At 40.0% G+C, this 15,558-nt stretch carries 14 protein-coding genes and 1 pseudogene; 11 read left to right on the forward strand and 4 right to left on the reverse strand.

Features of this window, described 5'->3' with window-relative positions:
- The first annotated feature begins 9 nt into the window (after window positions 1–9).
- From IGI38_RS17755 to IGI38_RS17785, 7 genes and pseudogenes are all read left to right on the forward strand, one after another.
- A complete protein-coding gene (locus IGI38_RS17755) occupies window positions 10–1,158 on the forward strand; it encodes an FtsW/RodA/SpoVE family cell cycle protein (protein WP_438733010.1) in 1,149 nt (382 codons plus the stop codon).
- Entirely contained in the window at window positions 1,130–1,588 is a 459-nt protein-coding gene (locus tag IGI38_RS17760; protein ID WP_438733011.1) for an FtsW/RodA/SpoVE family cell cycle protein, read from the forward strand. The genes IGI38_RS17755 and IGI38_RS17760 overlap by 29 nt, the downstream gene beginning before the upstream one ends.
- Before the next feature lie 112 nt (window positions 1,589–1,700).
- Entirely contained in the window at window positions 1,701–3,098 is a 1,398-nt protein-coding gene (locus tag IGI38_RS17765) for an IS5 family transposase (RefSeq protein WP_438733013.1), read from the forward strand.
- A 25-nt stretch (window positions 3,099–3,123) separates the two neighbouring features.
- A pseudogene (locus tag IGI38_RS17770) lies at window positions 3,124–3,825 on the forward strand (FtsW/RodA/SpoVE family cell cycle protein); the annotation flags it as partial.
- 42 nt (window positions 3,826–3,867) lie between these two features.
- A complete protein-coding gene (locus IGI38_RS17775; RefSeq protein WP_438733014.1) occupies window positions 3,868–5,427 on the forward strand; it encodes a phosphatase PAP2/LCP family protein in 1,560 nt (519 codons plus the stop codon).
- Between the two features lie 146 nt (window positions 5,428–5,573).
- The gene (locus IGI38_RS17780; RefSeq protein WP_438733016.1) at window positions 5,574–6,422 is read left to right on the forward strand and encodes a sulfite exporter TauE/SafE family protein; all 849 of its coding nucleotides are present in this window, start codon (window positions 5,574–5,576) and stop codon (window positions 6,420–6,422) included.
- Entirely contained in the window at window positions 6,422–6,772 is a 351-nt protein-coding gene (locus tag IGI38_RS17785) for a DUF1634 domain-containing protein (protein ID WP_438733018.1), read from the forward strand. The genes IGI38_RS17780 and IGI38_RS17785 overlap by 1 nt, the downstream gene beginning before the upstream one ends.
- A 43-nt stretch (window positions 6,773–6,815) precedes the next feature.
- Here the strand turns inward: IGI38_RS17785 and IGI38_RS17790 are convergent, their stop codons facing one another.
- The 4 genes from IGI38_RS17790 to IGI38_RS17805 all read right to left on the reverse strand — a co-directional run bounded on the left by IGI38_RS17790 (window position 6,816) and on the right by IGI38_RS17805 (window position 10,862).
- Window positions 6,816–7,802, reverse strand: coding sequence for a polyprenyl synthetase family protein (locus tag IGI38_RS17790; RefSeq protein ID WP_438733020.1), 987 nt, complete (start codon window positions 7,800–7,802; stop codon window positions 6,816–6,818).
- Between the two features lie 2 nt (window positions 7,803–7,804).
- Window positions 7,805–8,365 carry a Gx transporter family protein gene (locus IGI38_RS17795; protein WP_438733022.1) on the reverse strand — a complete coding sequence of 187 codons (561 nt, stop codon included), beginning with the start codon at window positions 8,363–8,365 and terminating at the stop codon, window positions 7,805–7,807.
- A gap of 11 nt (window positions 8,366–8,376) precedes the next feature.
- Window positions 8,377–8,790: a NusG domain II-containing protein gene (locus IGI38_RS17800; protein WP_438733403.1), complete on the reverse strand. Its 414-nt coding sequence runs from the start codon at window positions 8,788–8,790 to the stop codon at window positions 8,377–8,379.
- Between the two features lie 119 nt (window positions 8,791–8,909).
- Window positions 8,910–10,862, reverse strand: coding sequence for an FAD-dependent oxidoreductase (locus IGI38_RS17805; protein ID WP_438733024.1), 1,953 nt, complete (start codon window positions 10,860–10,862; stop codon window positions 8,910–8,912).
- Window positions 10,863–11,117: 255 nt separating this feature from the next.
- Here IGI38_RS17805 and pplA point away from each other — a divergent pair, with 255 nt between their 5' ends.
- From pplA to menA (IGI38_RS17825), 4 genes are all read left to right on the forward strand, one after another.
- Window positions 11,118–12,017: an extracellular electron transfer flavoprotein PplA gene (gene pplA / locus IGI38_RS17810; protein ID WP_438733026.1), complete on the forward strand. Its 900-nt coding sequence runs from the start codon at window positions 11,118–11,120 to the stop codon at window positions 12,015–12,017.
- Window positions 12,018–12,445: 428 nt separating this feature from the next.
- Entirely contained in the window at window positions 12,446–13,510 is a 1,065-nt protein-coding gene (locus IGI38_RS17815) for an FAD:protein FMN transferase (protein ID WP_438733028.1), read from the forward strand.
- Window positions 13,511–13,520: 10 nt separating this feature from the next.
- Entirely contained in the window at window positions 13,521–14,471 is a 951-nt protein-coding gene (gene menA, locus IGI38_RS17820; protein ID WP_438733030.1) for a 1,4-dihydroxy-2-naphthoate polyprenyltransferase, read from the forward strand.
- 89 nt (window positions 14,472–14,560) lie between these two features.
- The gene (gene menA / locus IGI38_RS17825) at window positions 14,561–15,547 is read left to right on the forward strand and encodes a 1,4-dihydroxy-2-naphthoate polyprenyltransferase (protein WP_438733032.1); all 987 of its coding nucleotides are present in this window, start codon (window positions 14,561–14,563) and stop codon (window positions 15,545–15,547) included.
- Window positions 15,548–15,558: the final 11 nt, after the last annotated feature.

The raw sequence follows: 15,558 nt of genomic DNA on the forward strand, positions 1-15,558 counted from the left end.
GAGATATATATGATTAGAAGAAAAAAGATCGATTGGCTGTTGTTACTACCTTATTTGGGAGTTAGCCTAATCGGTCTTTTAATTGTTTTCAGCGCTAGTTCTTATCGATTAATGGCTGAAGGCGAGAATCCATTATCATTATTTAGCAAGCAAGCCATTTTTATGGGCCTGAGCTGGCTGCTTATCGTGATCATATATCACGTGAAAAGTGATGTTTTGGCGAAAGGATTACTAGCAAAATCTTTATTATCAGTGGGAATAGTTAGTTTGCTGTTGGTAAAAATAAGCGGGGTCAGTATCAATGGTGCTCAAAGATGGGTCTCTTTGTTCGGAGTTCAATTTCAACCTTCAGAAGTAACAAATGTCGCGTTGATTCTTTACCTAGCCTATTTTTTCCGGGTGAAACGAACGAGGCGTGAACTCATGGTTCCTTGTGGACTTGTTTTACTCAGCGGATTGTTGATTTTACTTCAACCAAAAGTGACAGGCGCAATTATTATCTGGGGAATTGCTTTAGTGATCATAACTACTGCTGAACTACCCTATCAGTACTCGGTATTCATTTTTTTGTCGCTTATCGCAGGGATTATATTCGTAGGAGGGGCCATCCTATTTTTAGGCAGCCATCATCTTTTGCCGGAGTTATTCGCTCATACGTATGATCGTATTCGCCTAGTAAGAGATCCTTTTTTAGATCCCTATGGGAAAGGGTTTCAAATGAGTAATTCTTATTACGCGCTTTATAATGGCGGTTTCTTTGGCAGAGGATTAGGAAATAGTATTACAAAAAAAGGCTATTTGCCAGTTGCAGAAACAGATTTTGTTTATTCGATCTTGGTCGAAGAATTAGGAATGATCGTAGGATTGCTGGTACTGGCGCTGCTTTTTCTGATTGCTCTTCGGTTATTTGTATTAGCGGCTAGAGAAACGAGTCAACAAGTCAGCTTGATTTATTTTGGTGTTGGAACATTGATACTTCTTCAAACAAGTATCAATATCGCGAGTATTTTAGGATTGATTCCTATGACTGGAGTACCTCTACCATTTATTAGTTATGGGGGAACAAGCTATCTGATTCTTTCTGTAGCTTTGGGGATATGTCTAAAATTTTCTTCGGAGGTCAGAACAAATGATCAAACGTTTGAGCAACGAATTTAACTATTCTCTGTTTTTACCAATCTTCTTGTTTTATTTGATTAGTATTGGCGTGCAATCGCTGGCGGCTGATCTAGATGGTGTTGATGTAAAGAGCGTAGTGATCAAGCAGATTCTATTTTGTCTGATTTCATTGGCGGCGGTGATTCTAGTCAGCAGAATAAAAACGGCTCATTTATTAAAATATGCACCTGTATTTTATGTTTTATCGTTAGGTGTAATGGCTCTTTTGTATTGGTTCTATGACCCGGCTATGTACGCGGTGACGAATACGAAACGCTGGTTGCGGATTGGCGGCTTTTCTTTTCAACCATCAGAGTTGATGAAGCTGAGTTTTACTCTTTTTATGGTTCGCTTAACGTTGATCAATGAAATGAACTGTCCGCAACGGAGCTTGAAAAACGATTTGAACTACTTAGTGTCTACTGAATAATAAAATGGACTAAAATATCAACACTCCTGAAGCTTTTTAGATATAATAAATGTGAACTTTCTGCTGATTATCTGTAAAACGCTACTTCACTTCTTGAGGGGAATGTTATTGAATGTATAGAAAGCAAAAATACACGCAACTTTCTTTTGAAGATTTCAACCAGCCCATTGGCTTGCACATGGATTCCGAGAATCGCTGGATCAAAAAAGCCGACATCATTCCTTGGACTCTCTTGGAAAAGGATTACGCTAAACTGTTTAAAAATAAAAAGGGCAATGTCGCAAAGCCTTTTCGAATGGCCTTTGGTTCTCTACTCATTCAAACAAAATATGCTTGTTCAGACGAGGAAACAGTCGCTCAAATTCAGGAAAATCCCTACCTGCAATATTTCATAGGTCTACCTGGGTTCCAATTGGAAAAACCTTTTGATGCGTCCACTATGGTTTATTTCCGTAAACGACTTACCTCAGAGAAGTTGGCCGAAATCAATGAAGTGATTTTACAGTACAATGAGCAGGAATCACATCATGATAAAAGGGATCCTCCTACTGGAGGATCTAATGAAAATAAAGGGACACTGATGATGGACGCCACTTGTGCACCATCTAATATCAAGCACCCTCAAGATGTAGCGCTTCTAAATGATGCACGCACAAAAGCTGAAGAACTGATTGACGAATTATGTGAAAATTTCAGATTTAAGAAACCACGTACGGATCGCAAAGAGGCTAGAAGAAACTATCTGGCTTTTTCAAAATTGAAGATACGGACAGCTAAGAAACGTAGAAAAGCTATCAAGCAACAGTTGAAGTACGTGGAGCGTAATATCCGCCATCTTGATAAAATGCAGGTGCTGGGTGCTGAACTTGATGAAAAACAAAGGGCGAACCTTCAAGTGGTCACAGACATTGCCAACCAACAGCGTGACATGTATGATCATCAGACCCATCGGGTCAAAGATCGGATTGTTAGTTTCAGTCAGCCCTACCTTCGTCCAATCGTTCGAGGGAAAGTCAAAACGCCGACAGAATTTGGAGTAAAGCTTGATATCAGTCAATCCGATGGGTTCGTCCGGATCGAACGGATGTCTTTCGATGCGTTCAATGAATCTACGGATTTCCAGACAATCGTTGAGCGCTATAGTGAACGAACAGGTCACTATCCTGAAAGAGTTTTAGCGGATCAAATCTACCGTACTCGAGAGAATCGTGCGTATTGCAAGGAACACCATATCCGTCTATCTGGTCCTAAACTGGGTCGTCCATCTAAGGAAGAAGAAGGTCAGGAAATCCGTTGGAAGGATGAACGAGATCGAATTCAGGTGGAAAGAGAATTTAGCTTAGCCAAAAGATGCCATGGGTTGGGATTAATACGCACAAGATTGGCACAGACAACCTTCACTGCCGTCAGTTTGGCGATTGTTTCTTTAAATTTGTCCAAAATTCAAAGAAACATTTTTGTCTGGATTTTAGATTGGGCTTCACTACCATTTCTGATCACGAATTATTGAACTCATTGAGTTATTCAGGAGTCACTACTTAGGGAAAATCGTCTTGTACAGTTTGCCGACTTTCTTACTAATGTTTATGCAGCGGGATTTTGGAACGAGTTTGGTCTTTATCGCTATTTTAGGAGCCTTGTTTGTTATTTCTGGTGTCCACTGGAAAATACTTACCACGATCACAGGAATAGGCGCAGCTCTAGGCGGAACATTATTAGTTTTAGTATTCAGCGAGTGGGGGAATAAGCTGCTTTATTGGCTGCATTTTAAAACGTATCAATTGGATCGCGTGCGAGCATGGGTCGATCCTTTTCAATATCGGGATTCCATTGCGTATCAGCAAGTTCAAAGTCTTTACGCTATCGGTTCAGGCGGCTTATTTGGTCGAGGAGCAGGACAAACCTCGGTGTATGTTCCTGTTCGTGAATCGGATATGATCTTTACAGTGATTGGAGAAGGCTTTGGATTTATTGGCGGAACACTGGTGATTTTTCTGTATTTTTATTTGTTCTATCAAATACTGTCTGCGGCCGTAAAGACAAATAACAAGGCTAATCTATATATCGGAGTAGCGTTTGTTTTTGGTTTGTTGTTTCAAATTTTTGAAAACATCGGCGCTGCAATCGGTATTCTGCCACTTACGGGAATTCCATTGCCGATTTTGAGCCAAGGAGGGACTTCCTTAATCGTATTAGGGATCGGCTTAGGAATTATGATGGGATTTAGAGAAAAATAAAGGAACATTAAAAAAAGAGTGAATATAGAATCGGGGGAAATTATGCGAAAGAAGTTTTTTATAAGCAGTGTAAGTACACTGCTTATAGTAATCATAGTTACCATGTCTGTGGCAATGAACGCACAGTGGATCAACCATTTGGATAATATATTTATGCAACACCGGCTACCTGATATTCCTTACTTAACAATTTTTGCAGGAGCGATCGCCCAATTTGCCACCATCGGTCCAATGCTCGTGATTTTCAGCGCTATCACTATCTTCTTACTACGAATAAATGATAAAGCGTTAGCTGTCTGGTGTCTGATGAACCTACTATGTGTCAGCGGCATAGGTTATCTATTGAAGAAGCTTATCCAACGATCACGACCGGATCAATGGCAATATATCTCACGTTCATCTTACAGTTTTCCTAGTGGACATTCATTGCTTATCATGACATTTATTTGTTCAGTAGTACTGATTTATTTTTTTAGAGAGAAAAAGATGGCTGTGATAACCAAATTAATTTTGCTTTTTTTACTGATTACGATTGCTGGCGGACGACTTTATTTAGGTGTACATTACTTCAGTGATGTCGTTGCGGGATTGTTTCTTGGACTAGGAATTACAGTTGGGACTGCTGGGGTATTTTTCCCATACTTGCAGCACAGGACTCCGAAGCCTAAAAAGAAAGCGAACTTTTTAACCTGGCAGCGCGTGTTATTAGGTATTCTTGCAATTTTAGTCGTACTTGTTTCAGGAATAAGCGTATTTGCGCTGAAGTTTTATCACAGTTCGCAAAAAATGGCGAATTCAATGTATTCTCCCGTTGAGCGACAGGGAAAGGTGAAATCACCGGAGGCAACAGAACCGATGAGCATCCTGATTTTAGGGATTGCCAATAATGCTGAAAGAAAAACTGATTTTCGTGCCAACACAATCATGGTGGCAACTTTGAACAATCAAACAAAGGAAACGACATTAGTCAGTATTCCTAGGGATTCTTTTGTAGAAATCGTTGGCGCCGATTATGAAGATAAGATCAATCACGCCCACTCAATCGGCGGACCAGAAATGATTATGGATACGGTTGAAAAATTTTTAGATATTCCGATCCATCATTACGTCTCGGTCAATATGGATGGATTGCAGACATTGGTGGATGCGGTCGACGGTGTAACGGTTGATAATGATTTTGCTTTTTCAGCGGAAGGGATCGATTACCCAAAAGGAAAACAACATCTAAATGGTTGGGAAGCCCTGCAATATTCTCGGATGCGCTATGAAGATCCAACTGGAGATTATGGTCGTCAAGGCAGGCAGCGGGAAGTAATGGAATTATTGATAGCTAAAATGCTCTCCACGAAAAGCATTTTTAGTTATCAGAAAATCTTGGATGGGATCGGAGAAAATGGCAAGACCGATCTGACTTTCGATCAAATGCAGAAAATTTTGACAGGCTATCATTCTTGTCTAACTAAGATCGACAGCCAGCAAGTTCAGGGAGAAGGCTTTACTGGTGATGGATTCACTGGTGAAGAGGGAATCTCTTATCAAAAGATTCCGCAAGAGGAAGTGGACCGAGTGAAAGAATTATTGCACAAACAATTAGACCTATAGGCTAAAAAAAGCTGAGTTGTATGGGAGTAGAGAATCAAAACGATTCGTTTTTTCTAAAAGAACTCATTGAATTATCTAATAACCCTGCTAAATTTTCTGTTTTGAAATAAAGTTGCGCTATAATAGCAGCAGAAAGGCGGGATTTTATGCTTAGTCAAATAGGATTATTACTTGTGGTCGGTGTACTGGCTGGAATATTAGGGTCGATCTTAGGGATTGGTGGTGGAATTATTTTAACGCCTTTTTTGACGTTGGTGATGGGATTGGATATCAAATATGCGATCGCTGCCAGTATTGTTTGTGTAATTGCGACGAGTTCGGGGGCAACGATCGCATACTTGAAAGATGATATGTTGAATTTGCGAGTGGCGATGTTTTTGGAGATCGCGACAACGATCGGAGCAATTGTAGGTGCTTTGCTTTCGGGCGTTGTACCGACAGGCTTTTTGTTCATTTTGTTTGGCGGCTTTTTATTATTTTCAGTCCTAAATATGATTCAAAAGCTGCGGGGAAAAACGGATAAAATGATTCACGAGTCAACAGGTGATTCGTTAGCTGAAAAACTGAAATTGAACGACTCGTATTATGATAAAGTACTAGAAAAACAAATCGATTATCATGTTGAAAAAGTACCAGGCGGTTTCGCTATGATGTTTGGAGCCGGAATTGCTTCGGGACTATTAGGGATCGGCAGCGGTGTTTTCAAAGTAACAGCAATGGATACCATCATGAAAATGCCTTTGAAGCCTTCAAGTGCTACCAGTAATTTGATGATGGGGGTGACTGCGGCTGCTTCTGCGATGGTTTACTTTTTCAGCGGAGCGATCTTACCGCAAATTGCGGCACCATTGGCATTAGGTGTTTTAGTTGGCGCAACAATTGGTTCTCGGATCATGACACGTTTAAAACCAATTGTGATTCGAATGATTTTTATTCCGATTTTATTATTTATGGGACTTCAGATGGTTCTTCGCGGATTCGGGGTGATCATCTAATGGAAAATAAAGAAGAGATGTTGAAAATCGAACGTTCCATCGGTTATATTTTACGAATTGGCGTGATTGTTTCGGCTGCAATCATTTTGATGGGTATGGTCTTATTATTCTTTGTACCAAGCAGTCCGCAAGTTCCGAATAGTTTATCGTTGATTGTTGAAGGCTTGCTTCAATTAAACGGAGAGGCATTTATAATGCTAGGTCTTTTTTGTTTAATCTTAACGCCTGTTCTACGTGTAGTTGTATCAATTTTTGCTTTTGCAAAAGAAAAAGACTACCTGTATGTCGTTATCACAGTTATCGTACTGGTCATATTAGTGATTGGTATGAGCTTTGGCTTAGTTGAATAATAAAACAAAAATCCGATCAACAGGATGTTGGTCGGATTTTTTATCAGTTTTTTCGTGTTAAGATTTGGCTTGTTAAACGTTCAAGCGTTCTCTTTGTATTGAAGTAATTTTCTGGTAATTTTCGAATATCCTTTAAGGCTTGTTCAGTATATTCCGCAGCGAGCTGCTGCGTGTAAGTCACACCGCCTAATTGATGAACCAATTGCTGCACCTGCAAGGTATCCTCGACGGTCATTTCCTTTTTCTTGTCTAAATAAGGCCGTAATTGCTCATTATTCTGATTGAGCGCATAAATCAAAGGCAGTGAGTAAACACCTTGACGCACATCTTCTAAAACCGGCTTACCTAAAGTCACGGCATCCGCTTGATAATCTAACAAATCGTCCATGATTTGAAAAGCGATGCCGATGTTCAATCCAATCGTACCTGCTTTTTTCGCGAAGCGTTCACTATTGCCGCTTTCAAAAGCTCCAACAGAACAACTTAAGGCAAAAAGTTCTGCCGTTTTGCCTGAAATATTATCTAAATATTCTTCGACTGTTTGCTCAAGTTTGTAACGGTCATCCATTTGACCTAATTCGCCATCCAGTATTTTTTCCATACTACGAGAATTCAATTGCAAGCTTCTCAACGAGGTAGAGTAATCAGATAATAGTTTGAAACAGCAAATGAATAAATAGTCGCCGGCATAAACGGCGGTATCATTCCCAAAAGCAGAACGAATCGTCGGCAGTCCGCGCCGCAACTCTGATTCATCAACGATATCGTCGTGGATTAAAGTCGCCGTGTGAAGCATCTCGATAGAAGCCGCTAATGAAGTAGCTTTTTTTTCATCTTGGTCTGGTCCAAATTGCGCGAACAAGAGTTGATAGGCAGGACGCAAGAGTTTGCCGCCTGCGTGAATCATATCTAGTACGGCTGATTCCACTTTTTTATTCTTGAGTTTGACGACATCCTCCATCAGTTCAAGAGTCGTCGTCAACTGATCCGCAAGATCAGGATATTCTTGCCACATTGGATGAAGTTTCATTTTTAAGAGCCTCCTGATCCATTCTTCGATTTTTTAGTCATTTCATAGTCTAATTGGAATTTTTGCAACGCTCGAACATGGACTAGCAGATAATTTCCAGCAATCCCAATAACAATCCCTGCAAGAATTCCTAAAAGGGACATGACTGGTAAATAGAGCATAACGGTCCATGACTGCGCGATCCAACTAGCAACCAGCAACTGCCCGACATTATGAAGAAAGCCGCCAGCGGCACTGATTCCGATGATGCTGACACGTTTAGGCCCAAGGCTTTTGACTAAAAGCATACCAAAATAGCTCAATAATGAGCCGCTTATACTATATAAAAATGTTGAGACGGTCCCGCCTAAAAGAGTCGTTAAGATCAGACGCATCCAGATTAAACGGAAGCTGTCTCGCTTGGGCATGGTAAAAATCGCAACAATCGTTATTAAATTAGCAAGCCCGAGTTTTGCCCCCGGCGCAAAGGCGAAAGGGGACGGGAACATATTCTCGATTAGGCCCAAGATCACACCTTGAGCGACTAGGAGTGCTATGTAGATCAATTTTTGTGTTTTATTCATAGTAAAGGCAGTTAGTAAATGACGCTGCCAGGTTCCCCTCCGTCTGAGGATTTGATTTCGATTAATAATTTATGGGGCAAACAAACAATCGTTTCGCCAGATTGATCAATCCAACCGCGGCGTACGCAGATCTGATCGCCGCAATCAGCTTCTTTGATCCGAATCCGATTCCCTTTAACTTCAATTAGATTATAGTCGCCATCTTTGTCTTCGTAGCGATAGGTATAGGCTTGCGATTTATCCGAAAGATCAAAGGTCTTGATCTCTTTTCCATCGACCGAAAGAACAGCTTCTTGGGTAGGACTTGTCGTACGATTGAGACTGAAGACCACGACAGGGGCAAAGGAAAGGAGGACAAGGATCACAACGATGATACCATCCCAAGGCCGCAGTAAACTATTTTTTGCAAAATCCTTCAGTTTCAAAGTACACACCTCACTTATTTTTAGATGTCTAGTTCGTGAATCTTTTCTTATCATAACATAAAGAAAGTTCTAAAGAGGGAAACGAACCCTTTAGAACTTTCCTTCATTTATTGTTCAAATTACTTAGAACTGTCTTTTCCGTAAATCGATCTTGGTGTACCGTACCACCATCTGCCAGCCGTACGTTGAATCCATGGAATTACCCAGCGGTCAAGACCTAAGGCACGACCTGAACCATTCATCAAAGCAAAGGCAACAAAGATAAACCAGATGTTGACCCAGTAGAACATGCCTGATAAACAGAAGACAATGGTCAAACCAATTGTTGCGGCGCTGGCCAGCCAAGTAAACAGACCGAAGATCAATGCTAAAGCGATACCGATCTCAACAAAGGTCATAAATTTTTGCATGAACAAAGCAACATCTCTATTCGGCATCATAAATTCCATAATTTTTGCGAACCAGTGAGGCATTTTTTCAAAGACCGGCATTGGATTTTCACCAAAAGCATAGCTGAGACCAAAATGAGTCGCAGCATTAGCCGCATCTGTCGCTCCGCCAGCTGCTCCAGTGGCCGCTGTTGTAGCTTCAGCTGCATGCGCCCCAGCCGCAGATGCTCCAGTTGTTACTTGCTCCTGTAACCAAGGGAAGGGGAAGACCACTTTATCAGTAAACCATGAACCGTTGCCGAACCAAGAGCTTGGATTCAAATAACTGCCGTCGCCGACGACTTTCTTTGATGCTTCAATCAGCCACATTGAACCATAAAATACACGTAATGGGACACTCCACAGAACATTTCCGTGACGAGAAGAGTGTCCGCGTGTTACATTGCGATCGTTTTTGATGTGGAAGAATTCATGCATCATGTATTGGAACATATAATATCCAGAACGCATATCAAAGAAATATTTCAAATTAACAATGTGTTTCATTACGATCGCCATGAAGCCAGCCAAGTGAACTTTGTCCATTAAGTTGGCAACGCCCCATTTAGAACCGATAGAAACCATGAAGCCTTGATAATTGCTCTTGAATTCATGTTTTTGCGTATTTTTGATTTTTGCGACGATATTTGCAGCTGCAGTGTGAGCCGTTTGTTCAGCTGCTTGAACGATTTGCGGTGTTGGTTTGCCATCGCCGTTTTCTTCGTAGTGTACTAAGTCGCCGACGATATAAATATCTTTGTCTTCATAGCCTTTTGCTTGCATGAATTCATTGGCGTACAAACGTTGACCACGAGCTGTCTCTAATCCAAAATCAGCCGCGTCTGTCGTTCCTTTAACACCGGCAGTCCAAATCAAGGTGTTTGTCGGAATCTGTGAGCCGTCTTTTAAAACAATATGATCCGCTGTTACTTCCGTGATCGGAGCACCTTTTTTTAGTTGAATGCCTTTTTTCATCATGAAACGTTCGGCTTTTTCCGCATCTTTGCGATCAAGCATATTCAAAATAGTCGGAAGGGCTTCCACAACCATCAAAGTAAATTCTTCAGGACGTAATTTATGTTCTTTGGCCAGAACCTTTTTCCATTCCATCAATTCACCGATCATCTCGATTCCAGTGAAGCCAGAACCGCAGACGACAAAGGTCAACATTGCTCGACGAGTTGCTTCATCCGGCTCAAGTGCCGCTTTTGCCACAGTGTCTTCAATGTGTTTTCTGATTTTGATCGCGTCTTCCATCGACCATAAGGTAAAGCCGTGTTCTTTGACACCGGGAGTCCCGAAGTCGTTTGGCTCACCGCCCATACCGATGATCAATTGATTAAATGGGTACTTGCCTAATTTTGTTTTAACGATTTTTTTCTCTTTGTCGATGCCGATAACAGTATCTGTTACTAGTGAAACATTTTTCTTGCGGGCAAAAAGCCGTTGCAAGTCATATTGAACAGCTTCTGGTTCTACCCGTCCGCCAGCAACTTCGTGTAACTCGGTCATCATTGTATGGTAAGAGTGACGATCGATCAACGTGATCTCAACGTCGTCTTTTTTTAACTTCTTGGCCATGAATTTCGTTGCTGCAACACCTGCATACCCTGCACCTACAACGACAATTTTCTGTTGTGCCATTGATAATCCGCTCCTTTTAAATGATAATGACTGCACAATAATAATAAATTGATAATGCCTGAACAATCGATTTCATTATACATATAGTTTATTTTTTTGTCTATTAGAATTAATTTAAACTAAAGAACCCTCTATTTTAATAAATTAATTAGAAAAATAGATTAAATATAAAAAATGATGTACAAAATTAAATAAGTGATTTAGAATGATTCTTGTTTAATGAATCACAAAAAAAGAAAAAGGTGGAGTTAAATCATGAAAATGAAAAAAATAGTATCAGGATTTGCGGTGGTAGCGTTTTCTACACTGGCTTTAGCAGCTTGTGGTGGAAACAATGATAAAGATACGGCATCAAGTTCTTCAGCAAGCTCTTCTGAAGCCGCAAAACCAGCGGAAAAAGAAGCCGGTGGAGATCTTAAAGACGGCACATATAAATTGGAAGAAAAGAATTACGATAATGGGTATCGTGTTGTTTTCGATATGACTGTTAAAGATGGCAAGATTACTAAATCGAACTATGATTACTTAAACGAAGATGGAAAATCAAAACAAAAAGATGCCGATTACGAAAAAAGTATGAAAGAAAAAACCAAGACTGGTCCTAAAGAATATATCCCAGCATTGAATAAATCTTTAGAACAAACTCAAAATCCAGATGCAGTTGAAGTTGTGACTGGCGCAACGCATTCAAGTGAAAACTTTAAAAATTACTCACAACAATTGGTTCAAGCTGCTCAAGCTGGCGACACAAAAACAATCGAAATCGACAATGGTGCTGCTCTAAAAGATGGTACGTACACATTAGAAGAAAAGAACTATTCTAATGGTTATCGTACAGTTTTCAATATGACAGTGGCTGACGGAAAGATCACTGAATCAAACTTTGATATGGTGGACAAAGACGGAAAATCTAAAAAAGATGATGCTGACTACGAGAAGAATATGAAAGCTAAAAGCGGAGTAGGTCCTAAAGAATATATCGAACAATTGAACAAAGGTTTAGTTGAAAAAGGCGCTCCAGCGGATGTCGAAGTCGTAACTGGTGCAACACATTCTTCACACGTGTTCCAAACGTACGCTGCGCAATTAGTCAATGCTGCTGAAAAAGGCAACACTACAGCGATTCAAGTAGACAATATCGTAACTAAAAATTAATTCCTTCCTATCAGGGAATCTTGGAAGAGCTGGGGTTTCCCCAGCTCTTTTTTGTCAGTTGCACTTTTCGCAGTTTGCTTAATTAAAGAGATAAATGACTGTTTACTGGCAGGTTCGCTCAAGCTGTATAGTGCAATGATATGCGTACGAAGATAGAGGCATTTTTCTGCTTTTAGAAAAATGCACCATTCAAAATGAGTTAGTTGCGAGTGTAGTATTAATGTGTTTGAATTCAATCAACAACGAGAAGTCAATATAACAATCAGACTGTTTAGCATAATCGTATGCGCGAAGAGGGTATACGTACGAAATTTGTTTCAAACATGAGCTAGCCGAAAATAAAAAAAATTCTCAAAATACTTTGAAAGTATGTTTAAAAACGCTATGATAAGGTGACAAAATTTGGAATAGATAAAGGGAGTATTTGCGTGAAGAAACGTGTACTATTAATGGTTCTTGGTTTGATTGCAGTTGTTTTAACTGCTTGCGGCAATGATAAACCAAAAATAAATGAAAAACCTTATGATGATAAACAATTTTTGATGGGTACATATGTCCAGATTCGTATTTACGATGATGGGAAAAAGGCGGCTTTGAAACCGGCGTTCGATCGAGTGAAGGAATTGGCTGACAAGATCACTGTTAACGAAGATGGTTCTGAAATTGATGAGATCAATAAGGAAGCAGGTGTAAAACCAGTCAAAGTAACGGATGACATGTATTATCTATTGAAGGAAGCCTATAAATATAGTCGGGATTCTAACGGCGGCTTCGACATGGCGATCGGATCAATCACTTCAATGTGGCGTATTGGTTTTCCAGATGCACGCAAGCCTGAACAAAGCGAAATCGATCAAGCGTTGAAATTGGTTAATTACCATGATGTAGAATTCAATGACACAGATAAAACAGTCTACTTGAAAGAAAAAGGAATGAAATTAGATTTAGGTGCGATAGCAAAAGGATACATCACCGATGAAGTTGTAAAAGTTTTGAAAGAAAAAGGAGTCACGGCGGCAATCATTGACCTTGGGGGAAATGTGTATGTATTGGGGCATAGTCCTCGCGGGGATCAAAAAGAAGACTGGACTGTTGGAATCCAGGATCCTAACCAGGCTCGCAATGTTGTCTTAGGAAGTGTTCCTGAAAGCAACATGTCGCTAGTGACATCCGGGATCTACGAACGCTATTTGGAAGTTGATGGCAAAACATACCACCATTTATTCAATCCAAAGACTGGTTATCCATTCGACAATGACATCGCTGGAGTCACAATCGTATCAAAGAAATCTATTGATGGTGATGGGCTTTCGACGGCAGTTTTTTCAATGGGGGTCAAAGAGGGAATAAACTATGTTGAAGGTTTGAAGGATACCGAAGCCATTTTTGTGACACGTGAAGATAAAGTATATGTCACTTCCGGTCTGAAGAATACTTTTGAATTGAATAAGGAAGCTGGCTATACAATGGGCAATGATAAGGATTTGAAGTAGGGAGCAAGCGATGACAAGAAAAAGTTTTTTTGATTTAGTAGAGATACGTACCAAGCTAGCAAGTTTGTTTCCGTTTTTGATTGCTGTTTTGTTTACTAATACGTATTTTCATTCGTTCCATTGGGGAAAAACACTTTTTTTCTTTTTTGGTATGTTTGCCTTTGATATGGCAACGACTGCAATCAATAATTATATGGATTTTCGCAAAGCGCACTCTGAAGAATACAAGTATCAAGAAAATGTTATTGGGAAAGATCAGTTGTCAGAACGCATTGTTGTAATGATTATTTTTGGTTTGATTGGTTTTGCGGCGATTGTGGGGCTTACTTTAGCTGTTCAAACTGGTTGGCTGCTTTTGATAATGGGCTGTGCCTGCTGCTTCATTGGTGTGTTTTACACGTTTGGACCGATTCCTTTGTCTCGCATGCCTTTAGGGGAAGTATTTAGCGGTGTGACGATGGGACTGGGAATATTTGCGATCACAATCTATTTGAATACGTATGATAAAAAGCTCTTTTTCATGGATTTGGACATGCAGCATTTCGCGTTAACAGGGAGCACAACGGCGGCACTTGCCGTGGTTTGGGCATCGATACCTCTGATTGCGACGATCGCCAATATTATGTTAGCGAATAATATTTGTGATTTAGAGCAGGACATTGCGAACCATCGTTATACGCTGCCGTTTTATTTAGGAAAAAAGAACGCCGTGATTCTATTCAACCTTTTAATGTACAGCTCTTACGCAGCAATTTTGATTGGATGGATCGCTGGAATTTATCAATGGCCGATTCTTTTGACGTTCATGAGTTTAGTGAAGGTTTATCCGCAAACTAGAATATTTACAAAAAAACAAATTAAAGGTAAAACCTTCGCGATGTCGATCAAGAATCTGGTTGCGTTTAATGGCTGTTATGCATTAGGACTTTTGGTTACCTTGTTTTGGCAATTGATTGGTTAAGTACAAATTGCATGACCACCACATAGTTTTTTATGCGGTGGTCTCATTTATAAGCAAAATCAGAAAGATTAATTAGCTAGGAGGTTGTCATGGATAATACGAAAAGGATAAAAGCGGATCAGAATAAAATGAGTAGAGAGAATTTTTTTGAGCTTGTGCAAATTCGCACAAAATTTGCGGGAATCTTTCCTTTTGTGATCGCCGTTTTATTTACAAACACATATTTCCATTCCTTTCATCCAGGAAAGACACTTTTTTTCTTTTTTGGGATGTTTGCTTTCGATTTAGCGATCACCGCTATCAATAATTATATGGATTTCATTAAGGCTCAGTCGGATAAGTACAAATATGAAGAGAATATCATTGGTCGAGAAAATTTATCAGAGAAACAGATCCAACGGCTCATTATTAGTTTGGTTGGCTTTGCGGCGATCGTTGGATTAATATTGGTCGTACAAACAGGTTGGCTGTTGTTGCCGATGGGGGCAGCATGCTTTTTTGTCGGAATATTTTATACATATGGTCCAATCCCGCTTTCTCGAATGCCCTTAGGAGAGATTTTTAGCGGTGTAACAGAAGGGTTAGGGATTTTTGCGATCACGATTTATCTAAATACCTATGATCAGCGGCTCTTTTATTTAGAGCTAGATGTTAATCATTTTGCGATCACGGGAAATACGCTCGCTGTTTTAGCGATTGTTTGGGCTGCTTTGCCTTTGATGTTGACGATTGCCAATATTATGTTGGCCAATAATTTAAGCGACTTGGAGCAGGATGTTGAAAATCATCGCTATACATTGCCGTTTTACATTGGGCGCGAGTGGGGCGTGAGATTATACAAGGTTTTGATGCACAGCTGTTATGGCGTGATTCTTATTGGTCTGATTGCCGGTATTTATCAGTGGCCGATCTTACTAACCTTTATCAGTTTAGTAAAAGTGATTCCCCAAACTAAGGTATTTGCCAAGCAGCAAATCAAAGATAAAACATTTCCGATGTCAGTAGAAAATCTGATTGTCTTTAACAGCTGTTACGCACTAGGGCTTTTGGCTACGATGATTTTGCAATTGATCTAATAAAAAAAGCG

It is taken from the genome of Enterococcus sp. AZ128 (assembly GCF_051714485.1).
Classification (GTDB): Bacteria; Bacillota; Bacilli; order Lactobacillales; family Enterococcaceae; genus Enterococcus_A.

What these genes read in the sequence shown, in the direction of transcription:
- IGI38_RS17755 (WP_438733010.1), top strand. Translation starts at nt 10, where the DNA reads ATGATTAGAAGAAAAAAGATCGATTGGCTGTTGTTACTACCTTATTTG.
- IGI38_RS17785 (WP_438733018.1), top strand. Translation starts at nt 6,422, where the DNA reads ATGGAAAATAAAGAAGAGATGTTGAAAATCGAACGTTCCATCGGTTAT.
- IGI38_RS17805 (WP_438733024.1), bottom strand. Translation starts at nt 10,862, where the DNA reads ATGGCACAACAGAAAATTGTCGTTGTAGGTGCAGGGTATGCAGGTGTT.
- IGI38_RS17775 (WP_438733014.1), top strand. Translation starts at nt 3,868, where the DNA reads ATGCGAAAGAAGTTTTTTATAAGCAGTGTAAGTACACTGCTTATAGTA.
- IGI38_RS17790 (WP_438733020.1), bottom strand. Translation starts at nt 7,802, where the DNA reads ATGAAACTTCATCCAATGTGGCAAGAATATCCTGATCTTGCGGATCAG.
- IGI38_RS17765 (WP_438733013.1), top strand. Translation starts at nt 1,701, where the DNA reads ATGTATAGAAAGCAAAAATACACGCAACTTTCTTTTGAAGATTTCAAC.
- pplA (WP_438733026.1), top strand. Translation starts at nt 11,118, where the DNA reads ATGAAAATGAAAAAAATAGTATCAGGATTTGCGGTGGTAGCGTTTTCT.
- IGI38_RS17795 (WP_438733022.1), bottom strand. Translation starts at nt 8,365, where the DNA reads ATGAATAAAACACAAAAATTGATCTACATAGCACTCCTAGTCGCTCAA.
- IGI38_RS17780 (WP_438733016.1), top strand. Translation starts at nt 5,574, where the DNA reads ATGCTTAGTCAAATAGGATTATTACTTGTGGTCGGTGTACTGGCTGGA.
- menA (WP_438733032.1), top strand. Translation starts at nt 14,561, where the DNA reads ATGGATAATACGAAAAGGATAAAAGCGGATCAGAATAAAATGAGTAGA.
- IGI38_RS17760 (WP_438733011.1), top strand. Translation starts at nt 1,130, where the DNA reads ATGATCAAACGTTTGAGCAACGAATTTAACTATTCTCTGTTTTTACCA.
- menA (WP_438733030.1), top strand. Translation starts at nt 13,521, where the DNA reads ATGACAAGAAAAAGTTTTTTTGATTTAGTAGAGATACGTACCAAGCTA.